This window comes from Sporolactobacillus putidus, from assembly GCF_014647035.1.
GTDB classification, from domain to species: domain Bacteria; phylum Bacillota; class Bacilli; order Bacillales; family Sporolactobacillaceae; genus Sporolactobacillus; species Sporolactobacillus putidus.
The window spans coordinates 62,314-72,815 of sequence record NZ_BMOK01000016.1; the positions used below are offsets into that span (position 1 = coordinate 62,314).

The window sequence follows — 10,502 nt, forward strand, 5'->3', positions numbered from 1 at the left end:
TTGACTTGAAAAAAGTTTCAATTCGACTTTTCTTTATAGGGACGAAAACTCAATCGGGTTTTTCGTCTCTATTTAATAAGGATTTCATTGATCATTACAGATAATAAAACCAGTAAAAAGAGGTGAAATGTAGATTGACAAAATCAAAAGATGAAAAAGCACAACCGGGGACTTTAGCTTGGCAAAAGCAAAAAATAAGAGAAGAATATGTTTGTCCCATTTTAGAAAAGGAAAATCAATCAATGAGAACACGGAGAGGATCTAAACAGAATCTTTTTAACAAAAGAACCGTTAGAACTGAATTTTAATCAGGTGTTGTTAAGTTGAACTCTGCAGATAAGAGTGAAGGGAATACTCTTATCGCTGTGACTTAGAGCTGCCACCGATGTGGCTTTACATAAAGAATTCACATCTCCATCAGATAATTAAATGATGAACGGTGAAAATTAGAGTGACTTTCACTTTTGAAATACAGGGTTCCTTATGCGTGAGTGGAGGAGACGGATGAAACGCGTCTATAGAAATATGATCATTTATGTCTTTATCGTTCTGGTTGTTGCAGGCGTGACCAAATGGCTGACCAGTCCAAACAACATTGTTGAACCGATGTCTTTCAGTACCTTTCAACAACATCTTGCCAAAGGGGATGTCAGAGAACTGACGCTTCAGCCGGATGGGAGTGTCTATACAGCAACAGGCCGCTTGAATAATGGAAAAAAGAATACGACATTTAGAGCCTATGTCCCGGCAAGTGAAAAGGAAATCAATCAAATCACTTCATTGGCTGAACAATCCAATTTGACTATTCAACCAGAAGCAAGTACACCTGGTTGGGTCGTATTTCTTACTTCACTGATCCCATTTGTTCTCATGTTCTTGCTGGTTTTCTTTCTCATGAATCGTACACGTGGTGGCGGCCAAATGATGAGCGTTGGTAAAAGTAAGGCTAAACTTTATAAAGAGGATAATCATAAAGTCACGTTTAAAGATGTGGCGGGTGCGGATGAAGAAAAGCAGGAATTAGTTGAGATTGTCGATTTTCTAAAAGAACCGAGAAAATTTGTTGCTTTGGGTGCAAGAATACCAAAAGGCGTTTTACTTGAAGGACCTCCGGGAACAGGGAAAACATTGCTGGCGCGTGCGGTTGCCGGAGAAGCGGGTGTTCCCTTCTTTTCAATCAGCGGCTCTGACTTTGTTGAAATGTTCGTGGGTGTCGGTGCTTCAAGGGTTCGTGATTTATTTGAACAGGCAAAAAAAAATTCACCTTGTATTATCTTTATTGACGAAATTGATGCCGTCGGCCGCCAGCGAGGAGCCGGTCTAGGCGGAGGAAACGATGAACGGGAACAGACTTTGAATCAGCTGCTCGTTGAAATGGATGGTTTTGCGGCCGATGAAGGAATCATAATCATTGCAGCGACAAACAGGCCGGATATTCTGGATCCCGCTTTGATGAGACCAGGCCGTTTTGATCGCCAAATTCCAGTTAGCCGTCCAGATCTGAATGGACGTGAGGCTGTACTTCGAGTTCATGCACGAAACAAACCGCTATCGAAAGATATTGATTTGAAAACGGTAGCTAAGTTGACACCAGGATTTTCCGGAGCAGATTTAGAGAACTTGTTAAATGAAGCAGCACTGGTTGCTGCACGCGCCAACAAGATCGTCATTGATATGGAGGATATTGATGAAGCAGTTGAACGTGTCATAGCAGGGGTCGCAAAGAAATCACGTGTCATTTCCAAAAAAGAACAAAATATTGTTGCCTATCATGAATCTGGGCATACAATCATTGGTCTAGCTCTAGACGGTGCCGATGAGGTGCATAAAGTGACGATTATTCCACGTGGACAGGCAGGTGGGTACACTATTTCTTTGCCTAAAGAAGATCGCCATTTAATGACCAAACCGGAACTGCTGGAACAGATCACCGGCCTGCTTGGTGGCCGTGTGGCTGAAGAGATCACATTTGGTGAAGTATCTACGGGAGCTAGCAATGATTTTCAGAGAGCTACAAATATCGCAAGACGCATGGTGACTGAGTGGGGGATGAGTGAGAAGCTCGGTCCTTTGCAGTTTGGAAATAACGGTAGTCAGCCCTTTCTAGGTATGATGCAAAATGAACAAAATATTAGTGACCGGGTTGCTTACAAAATTGACACCGAGGTGCAGCAAATCATTAAAAGACAATATGCACGTTGTAAGGAATTGCTGGTGGAACACCGTGATAAACTGGAGCTGATCGCGCAAACCTTGCTGAAAGTTGAAACACTGGAAGCCGAACAAATTAAGGCATTGTATGAACGTGGAGAATATATCGAACCCAGAAATAATCGTTAAGGCAAGAAAATGTATTAAAATAGTATGTATTTTAAAAGTTCTTTAAGAAAATTACATTAAGATGGACGCTTCGTGAGAAACATAGTGATCCCAACGAAAAGTCAATATTTTTGATGAGGTTATAAATGAAAAAGGTTAAATTGGGCAGATGTCAATTGCTCAATTTAGCCTTTTTTTAGATATTAACAGTTTCTACACGTTTTCAACTCAGAATCTACATGATTATCAATTAACATTACTTTATGCAAGAGGAAGTCCCATTGGATATAAAATACTTAAAATAGACACCATGAATGATGGTATAGCATAAGGGATATCTCTTACTAAGAAACAACAGTATAGAAAACAAACTGAGCATTAGATTTTCATTTATTAAATACTTTGGAGGGGAGAATTGAAAATGGAAGCTGAAAAAACACAGCACATGCATGAACATCACGATCATGAGCATGAGATGATGACCGGTCACATCAAGCCAGAACAAGGTCAGCAAGGAGAATCAACTGAGGAATTAGAATATCGGTCGCTAATGAAGAAATGGTGGCTGGCAGCTACTGTATCTGTTCCTGTTATTTTAGTTTCTTACCCTAATTTATTTCCTGGGTTACGTGAGTTGCTTCCGATGGGAAGCCAGCAACTGTGGTGGGCGCGGTTAATCATGGGAATACTCGCCTTGTTCGTCGTGATCCGAAGCGGAGGACAATTCTTTATTGGCACGTGGGAAGGCTTGAAACAGCGTTCGGCTAATATGAATACGCTCATCGCAACGGGTGTTTCGGCGGCGTGGCTTTATTCTCTTATCGCCTTATTTTGGCCGAGTATATTTCCTTCGCCGGAAATGGCAGATGTGTACTATGATGTAACCACAGTTGTCACGGCTCTTGTCGTTCTTGGATCAGCGCTCGAAGTGAAAGCAAAAGGACGGTCTTCAGAGGCGATCAACAAACTAGTTGCTCTGCAGCCACAGACAGCCAACGTTGTCAGGGATGGAAAAGAAGTCAAGGTACCGTTAGAGGAAATAAATATCGGTGATCAAATTATTGTCCGTCCCGGTGAAAAGGTCGCCATAGACGGAACCGTTGTCTCAGGAAGTTCAGCTATTGATGAGTCGATGCTGACCGGAGAATCTATACCTGTGGAAAAGAATGAAGGCGATGAAGTTTTCGGAGGGACGCTGAATAAAACAGGAAGTTTTACATTCAAAGTAACCAAAGAACAAAAGGACTCGGCATTAGCCAATATTGTGGAAATGGTGAAGCAGGCCCAGGGATCGCGTATTCCCGTTCAGAAAGTTGTCGATCAGATTTCGTCAATCTTCACTCCGGGTGTCATTATTGCGGCCATACTCGGCTATATCGTCTGGTATGATTTCGGGCCGCAGCCGGGATGGGTATATGCGTTGATTGTTGCAGTGACGACCTTAATTATTGCCTGCCCATGCGCGCTGGGAATGGCAACACCGATGTCCCTGACGACCGGTATTGGAAAAGGAGCGGAAAACGGGATATTAATCCGCTCCGGAGAAGCGCTGCAAATCGCACAGAAACTAAGGACGATCGTCATGGATAAAACCGGCACGATAACGGAAGGAAAGCCTTCACTGACGGATATCGTTCCCCTTGGAAAATTTACTGAGGAAGAACTCCTTCTCATCAGCGCTTCGGTTGAGCAGGGATCCGAACATCCGCTGGCATCCGCTATTGTGGAAAAGGCTAAGGAGAAAGGGTTGACGCCTGTTAAGAGTGAGGGCTTCAATGCGATTCCGGGACATGGAGTTGAAGGAACGGTCGATGGAAAAATGATCTATTTCGGTAATTTAAAACTGATGAAGGAAAAAGGGATTCCTCTGGACGGCTTTAACTCTTATGCTGCCTCGATGGCCGATCAGGGAAAGACGCCGATGTTCCTGGCGATCAATGGGGAAGCCGGTGGCATCGTTGCGGTTGCCGATATCGTCAAGAAGGACTCGCTTTCCGTTATTCATGAATTGAAATCAATGGGCCTGGAAGTCGTGATGATTACCGGGGACAACGAGCGAACGGCCCGCGCGATCGCCAAACAGGTGGGCATTGATCAGGTCCTGGCGGAGGTCCTTCCTCAGCATAAGGCGGAAAATGTCCGCAGGCTTCAGGAAGAAGGGAAGAAAGTGGCGATGGTCGGCGACGGCATTAACGATGCACCGGCACTCACACAGGCCGATGTCGGTATTGCCATTGGAACCGGAACGGATGTCGCCATTGAAGCAAGTGATATCACACTCATTTCCGGGAGCCTGGAGGGGGTTGTTAGGGCTATTAGAGTCAGCCGAGCCACGATGAAAAACATCTACGAAGGTTTATTCGGCGCCTTTATTTACAATGCAATCGGTATTCCCATTGCCTTGGGTGTGCTCTATCCCTTCACGGGCATCCTGTTATCGCCGCTGGTTGCCGCAGCAGCCATGGCGTTCAGTTCTTTAACTGTTGTCCTGAACGCGAACCGTTTGAAACAATTGAAACTTAAATTTAATTAAAGAGGGGAGAATGATTCAAATGAATTGGTTTGTTACAGTTGTTGGACTGTTATTAATTGGTGTGATCGCCTGGTACTTCTGGGGACCGAAAAAAGGAGGAAGCCTTGCGGAAACGAATGCTTCCGGTTTTCAGGAGGCTAAGATCCTGGTTAAAAACGGCTATAATCCGTCCCGTATTGTTGTCCAGAGCGGGAAACCGGTTCGATTTGAGTTTACCCGTATAGAGACAGGAGCCTGTGACGGAATGGTTATTTTTCCTGGATTTGAGAAAAGCGCGACGCTGCCGGCTGGAGAAAAGGTTATTGTTGATCTCCCTCCCATGAAAACAGGATCCTATGACTTTACCTGCCAGATGGGGATGTTCAGAGGAAAGATTATTGTGAAAAACTAAAAAAATAAAACAAGAAACAATGAGCTGGTTTATAGATTATTTATGAAGAGGAGATTTGCTCATGCCTGATGGAAAATACGCGTACGGTCTATGGGGTGCTGTCCTATTCAACATCGTTTTCTTCGGACTGTTTGCTTACTCCGTGTTTAAACCGACGACAAAACGGGACTGGAGAACTTTGGGGGCATTTACAGGGTTTATGGTCGCTTTGTTCAGCGAAATGTTTGGTTATCCCCTGACCATCTATATCCTGACATCTATCCTTGGGAAGAATTATCCAGTTCTTGATCCGTTCAATCATATTAATGGTCATCTATGGGTGGCAGTAGCAGGAGGATCTCCGATTTTATTTGATATTCTTCACCCTTTAAGCAATGTGTTTATTTTTGGCGGATTGATTATTATCGGGATTGGTTGGAGAAAAATACATTCAGGGGAAGGAAAATTAGTCACGGATGGGATCTACCGATTTATTCGCCATCCTCAATACACCGGTTTCGGAGTGGCAATTATCGGTTTTCTGATTCAATGGCCAACGTTAATTACACTCATTATGGCGCCTACTTTACTGATTATGTACAGGAAACTGGCAAAAAGAGAAGAACAGAACATGATTCAAGAGTTTGGTGAGGAATATCTCGAGTATATGAAAAAGGTACCTAGATTCGTTCCAAAGATACATTTAACTAATTTCACAAAGAAGGAAACAAATTAAAAGAAACTGACAGATGATCCTTTTACTATTTATACATGGATTCTTTTAATCATTAATTTTAGTGTGGTAGATTACTCACTCTCTGTGTTCCTCCGTGATTAATTTGAGAAAACATTAAAACATTGAACAAACAATGATGGTAACCGGACCGCTTCACATAATCGACCAAACTTATCTGTGTATCAATGCTGTTCCAAAACGTACTAACTTACACATCCCCCCATCTTCCATAATCAGCACTAAAACCTTCGCCAATCAAGCGAAGGTTTTGTCTTTGATTTTTACTCTTTAACTTTCGCGAGTCGTAAACTGTTCAATGTGACAATTATTGTAGCTCCCACATCAGCTAAAATAGCAATCCATAGTGTTAGCCACCCTGGGAAAATAAGCAATATAGAAATAGCTTTAATAGCTAGTGAGAACGTGACGTTTTGTTTAATAATCGCCAAAGCTTTACGGCTCAATTTTATTGTGTAGGGCAATTTTGTTAAATCATCAGACATAAGGGCAATGTCGGCTGTCTCTAAAGCTGTATCTGTTCCAGCACCCCCCATAGCAATACCCACAGTGGCTTCTGCCAATGCTGGGGCATCGTTCACCCCATCACCAACCATTGCAACCTTTTGCTTCCCACGATAGGACTTAATATAATTTAGCTTTTCTTCCGGTAGCAATTCTGCTTGAATATCAGAAACACCGACTTCTTTTCCTATTGTCTCGGCTGTACTTTTGTTGTCCCCTGTTAACATTACAGTTTGTTCAATACCGGACTGATGAAGTTTTTGGATAACATTCTTCGCTGAATCTCTTAGCTTATCAGCCACAGCGATAAGGGCAAGAATATCTCCGTCCGTTCCAAAAACCATTACTGTTTTCCCTTGCTTTTGAAGGGTTACAATCTGATTATGAATAGCTTTTTTAATCCCATTAGAAAGTGTTTCTTCAAAAAGGTTCGGGCTTCCCACATAGTACATGTTCTGGTTAATTCTAGCCTTGACACCTTTACCAGTAATGGATTGAAAGTCCTCAATCTCAATATCGTTAAATTTCAGCCTTTCTTCCTCAGCCTTCCTAACAATGGCTGAGGCGAGTGGGTGCTGAGATCCTTTTTCAAGAGCCGCTGTTAAGGTTATGATATCTTGTTCGTTTTTATTAAAAGTTACAACGTCTGTAACCTCTGGAATCCCTCTTGTTAATGTACCGGTTTTATCAAAGGCAATAACCTTGAGGGAGCCAGCTTCTTCTAGGTGAACTCCTCCTTTGATAATTACACCGTTTTTGGCAGCATTTCCTATCGATGTGACAATAGCTACGGGTGTAGAAATGATCAGAGCACACGGGCAACCGACAACCAGCAAGGCTAACCCTCGATAGATCCAATCTCCCCAAGAATCTCCCATGAATAAAGGAGGAATCACGGACAACAGGACAGCGAAAATAATAATCGCTGGCGTATAGACTTTTGCAAAACGATCAACAAACGTCTGAGAAGGTGCTTTTTCTGCTTGAGATTCTTCAACTAAATGAATAATTTTAGAAAGAGTTGTATCTTCAACTCTTTTTGTAACTTTGACCTCCAACAAACCTTCTTCATTTAATGTCCCAGCAAAGACTTCGTCATTAATGGTTTTTGTTACTGGTACTGACTCGCCAGTAATAGCGGCTTGATTTAGAGTCGATGTTCCATTAGTCACAACTCCGTCCATAGCCAATTTTTGCCCTGGTTTCACAATCATTGTGTCACCAACCTGAACATCTACAACAGGGACCATCAATTCTTGACCGTTCCGACGAATCAATGTTTCTTTTGGTGCAATTTTCATTAACGATTGAATAGATTGTCTCGCTTTATCTGCTGAATAACTTTCTAACGCTTCACTAATCGCAAAGAGAATAACAACCGTTGCTCCTTCTTCCCATTTACCTATCGCGGCCGCTCCTATAATAGCAATCGTCATAAGAGTGTCCATATCAAAGTCAAGCCGAATCAGATTTTTAAAACCTTCAATGAATAACGAGTAGCCACCGATGATAATAGCCGCTAAAAATCCGATGGTAGGAATCAGACTCAGCTCTCCGTATTGAGTCCCAATAATCCAACTGATTATCAATAGAAAGGCTGAAATGTAGACTTTAAAATTTTCTTTTTGCTTCCAAAATGGTACATGTTCAACAGTTTGTTCTGCTTCATCCCTGACTTTTAATTTTTCAAACGCTCCTGCTTTTTCTAACGCTTCAATGGTTGTGTTTCCAGTAACCATAATCTTAGAAGCGCCAAAATTCACTTTAGCTTCAATCACTCCATCTAACCGCTTTACATTTTTTTCAAACTTGTTCGCGCATTCCATGCAGTCAAACCCTTGAACTCGATATGACTTGACTTGTTGTTCAGACATGAGTTTTCTCCTCTTTTCTGTGCGTCATTGCAATAGAAATTAATTGTTTGATGTGTTCATCATCAAGCGAATAAAATGCCATTTTTCCGTCCTTTCGATATTTTACAAGACCTTGCTTACGGAGAGTGCGTAGGTGATGTGAAGCCGTTGCTATGGAAGAACCAATAATGTTTGCAACGTCACAAACACATAGCTCCTTATCTTGACATAAGGCAAAGACTATTTTTGACCTATTTTCATCAGCAAGCGCTTTGAACAATCGAACAACGCGAGATAGCCCATCATTTTCATTTTTTAAAAGGCCTTGTATGCGATTGACCTTTTCTTCGTCATAGCAATAAATTTCACATGTATCTTTTTCGACCACTAATAGCGACCTCCTTATCATTCAAATATTCATTTGATTATATTATACATCATTTCTTATTTTATTCAAATGTACATTTGAATAAATTTTTTTAGTGTGCTAGAGATGTCAATTATGTGCCATTAACTACAGAAAAATAAGATGATAAAAGATAGATGACTTTTTTTCCTTTGGTCAATCTCCATGACCTTCTTCATTGATATGCATCACCAAAGATTTTTCTATAATCATAACCGAAGTTTATCGTTTCCACATCGTTTCCACACATTTTTGCAATAGGATTCAACTTATAAAGTGATTATTTTTATTAAAAGGGAGGAAGGTTCATGTGGTTTCCAGGACCTGTTTTATTTAGAATCGGACCGATTCCAATTAATACGTTGGGTGCTTCGGTAGCTCTGGCAACGCTCTTTGGTTTATGGTTGATAAATCGTGAGGCCAAGAGGCAAGGTATTCAAGCGGATTACATGGTGGAATTCGCTATTTATTGTGTATTGGGTGGTGTTCTTGGAGCAAGATTGTGGTTTGTTCTCTTCAAATGGCCGTATTACGCTGCTCATCCAGCAGAAATTTTTATGGTTTGGATGGGGGGACTGGCAATACAAGGTGGCATTCTCGGCGGTACTTTAGTAGGAATCTGGCTCGCTAAGAAGCATAAATTGCCAGTTTGGCAGGTAGCCGATATCGTGGCACCGGCGTTAATACTCGGAATGGCGATTGGTCGCATATCAGATTTTCTTACCGGTGACGCTTATGGTATTCCAAGCAATTCCATCTTGGCTGTTTCCTATCCTCCGGGAACATTTGTCTACAACATCTTTGGCAGCACGCCGGTCCTGCCGATGCCCTTATTTGAGGCCATCGGTGATTTGATCATCTTTGGCTTTTTGCTATTGATTAAATATAGAAAACCATTCCAAGGGTTTCTATTCCTTCAGATGTTAATACTTTACTCAACGTTGAGATTTACTTTAGAGTTCTGGAGAGGAGACAGCCTAAGGACATTACTTAATCTGAAAGTCGCTCAATTGACGGCTTTGGCAACGATTATCTTAGCGATCGGTTTTATGATCGGACGCTATAGACAAATGAAAGCTGCTCATCGAGAGTAACAAAGAAAATTAGGAAACAAAGAAAAGGAGAAGCGGCATGAGGAACAGAAAATCTGGATCAGTTTCAGCAAATAAAAAGTCAAATCGAGGGAAAACCTTACTAAAAACCATAGGTTCTGTCCTTTTCGCCATTATTGCTACATCCCATCACTGGCTGCATATACTGTTGATTTCTGTCGGTTTAACGTCGATCGGGGCAGTTTTATTTAATATGCCTCCCCTTTTAAAAGTCATCCTGTTACTCATTTCCCTTATCATTTCGATCCGGTTTATTTTCGTAGCGAAACGCAAATGGAGACATGAACGCCCGGTCGCATGGGTTTATGCCATCGCTTCGATTCTTTCGATTGTGATTGTATTTTCTGCTGTACCCCAGACAATCAGTACGATCATTCAGCCACCTTCAAACACACAGAATCCTAACAGCATAAACACGCATGACCATAATCATAGTGATATGAATAAATAGTGGTGAAATGATTTTTAGCAAATGGCAAGCAGGACATAGGGTGACTTTCTATTTTTATGAGGAATGTACGTATTTTCATGATGTGAGAATTGCATCAGTCTCTAAAAGATTGAAGGCTAAAAGGTTGGAAACGAGTGTTTAAATAATCTTGTGTAAATAGATTCAAAAAACAATTGAAAAGGGAAAGCCTTCCCCTTAAG

Annotated in this window: 9 protein-coding genes; 7 read left to right on the plus strand and 2 right to left on the minus strand. The window is 41.6% G+C overall.

The window, feature by feature from the left end:
- Window positions 1-134 precede the first annotated feature (134 nt).
- The 5 genes from IEX81_RS14575 (at window position 135) to IEX81_RS14595 (ending at window position 5,958) form a co-directional block, all read left to right on the plus strand.
- Complete coding sequence (locus IEX81_RS14575; protein ID WP_157800384.1) at window positions 135-308, plus strand: hypothetical protein; 174 nt, start codon at window positions 135-137, stop codon at window positions 306-308.
- 196 nt (window positions 309-504) lie between these two features.
- Window positions 505-2,340, plus strand: coding sequence for an ATP-dependent zinc metalloprotease FtsH (gene ftsH / locus IEX81_RS14580; protein ID WP_188804639.1), 1,836 nt, complete (start codon window positions 505-507; stop codon window positions 2,338-2,340).
- A 400-nt stretch (window positions 2,341-2,740) separates the two neighbouring features.
- The gene (locus IEX81_RS14585; RefSeq protein WP_188804641.1) at window positions 2,741-4,852 is read left to right on the plus strand and encodes a copper-translocating P-type ATPase; all 2,112 of its coding nucleotides are present in this window, start codon (window positions 2,741-2,743) and stop codon (window positions 4,850-4,852) included.
- 19 nt (window positions 4,853-4,871) lie between these two features.
- Window positions 4,872-5,243, plus strand: coding sequence for a cupredoxin domain-containing protein (locus IEX81_RS14590; protein WP_010026851.1), 372 nt, complete (start codon window positions 4,872-4,874; stop codon window positions 5,241-5,243).
- Window positions 5,244-5,304: 61 nt separating this feature from the next.
- A complete protein-coding gene (locus IEX81_RS14595) occupies window positions 5,305-5,958 on the plus strand; it encodes a methyltransferase family protein (RefSeq protein ID WP_010027497.1) in 654 nt (217 codons plus the stop codon).
- A gap of 281 nt (window positions 5,959-6,239) precedes the next feature.
- On the opposite strand, the gene IEX81_RS14600 is transcribed toward IEX81_RS14595, so the two are convergent.
- Window positions 6,240-8,354, minus strand: a complete 2,115-nt coding sequence (locus IEX81_RS14600; RefSeq protein ID WP_093672795.1) for a heavy metal translocating P-type ATPase — start codon at window positions 8,352-8,354, stop codon at window positions 6,240-6,242.
- Entirely contained in the window at window positions 8,347-8,721 is a 375-nt protein-coding gene (locus tag IEX81_RS14605) for an ArsR/SmtB family transcription factor (protein WP_093672797.1), read from the minus strand. Before IEX81_RS14605 ends, IEX81_RS14600 begins: the two co-directional genes overlap by 8 nt.
- Window positions 8,722-9,047: 326 nt before the next feature.
- Between IEX81_RS14605 and lgt the strand changes: the two genes are divergently transcribed.
- Both lgt and IEX81_RS14615 read left to right on the plus strand, forming a co-directional pair.
- Window positions 9,048-9,833 (plus strand): prolipoprotein diacylglyceryl transferase, encoded by a 786-nt coding sequence (gene lgt / locus IEX81_RS14610; RefSeq protein ID WP_010023121.1) that lies wholly within the window; start codon window positions 9,048-9,050, stop codon window positions 9,831-9,833.
- A gap of 37 nt (window positions 9,834-9,870) precedes the next feature.
- Window positions 9,871-10,302: a hypothetical protein gene (locus IEX81_RS14615; RefSeq protein ID WP_188804643.1), complete on the plus strand. Its 432-nt coding sequence runs from the start codon at window positions 9,871-9,873 to the stop codon at window positions 10,300-10,302.
- The last annotated feature ends 200 nt before the right edge of the window (window positions 10,303-10,502 follow it).

Bases quoted from the DNA above. Each gene is read 5' to 3' on its own strand.
- IEX81_RS14590 (WP_010026851.1), top strand. From the start codon at position 4,872: ATGAATTGGTTTGTTACAGTTGTTGGACTGTTATTAATTGGTGTGATC.
- ftsH (WP_188804639.1), top strand. From the start codon at position 505: ATGAAACGCGTCTATAGAAATATGATCATTTATGTCTTTATCGTTCTG.
- IEX81_RS14615 (WP_188804643.1), top strand. From the start codon at position 9,871: ATGAGGAACAGAAAATCTGGATCAGTTTCAGCAAATAAAAAGTCAAAT.
- lgt (WP_010023121.1), top strand. From the start codon at position 9,048: ATGTGGTTTCCAGGACCTGTTTTATTTAGAATCGGACCGATTCCAATT.
- IEX81_RS14585 (WP_188804641.1), top strand. From the start codon at position 2,741: ATGGAAGCTGAAAAAACACAGCACATGCATGAACATCACGATCATGAG.
- IEX81_RS14595 (WP_010027497.1), top strand. From the start codon at position 5,305: ATGCCTGATGGAAAATACGCGTACGGTCTATGGGGTGCTGTCCTATTC.
- IEX81_RS14600 (WP_093672795.1), bottom strand. From the start codon at position 8,354: ATGTCTGAACAACAAGTCAAGTCATATCGAGTTCAAGGGTTTGACTGC.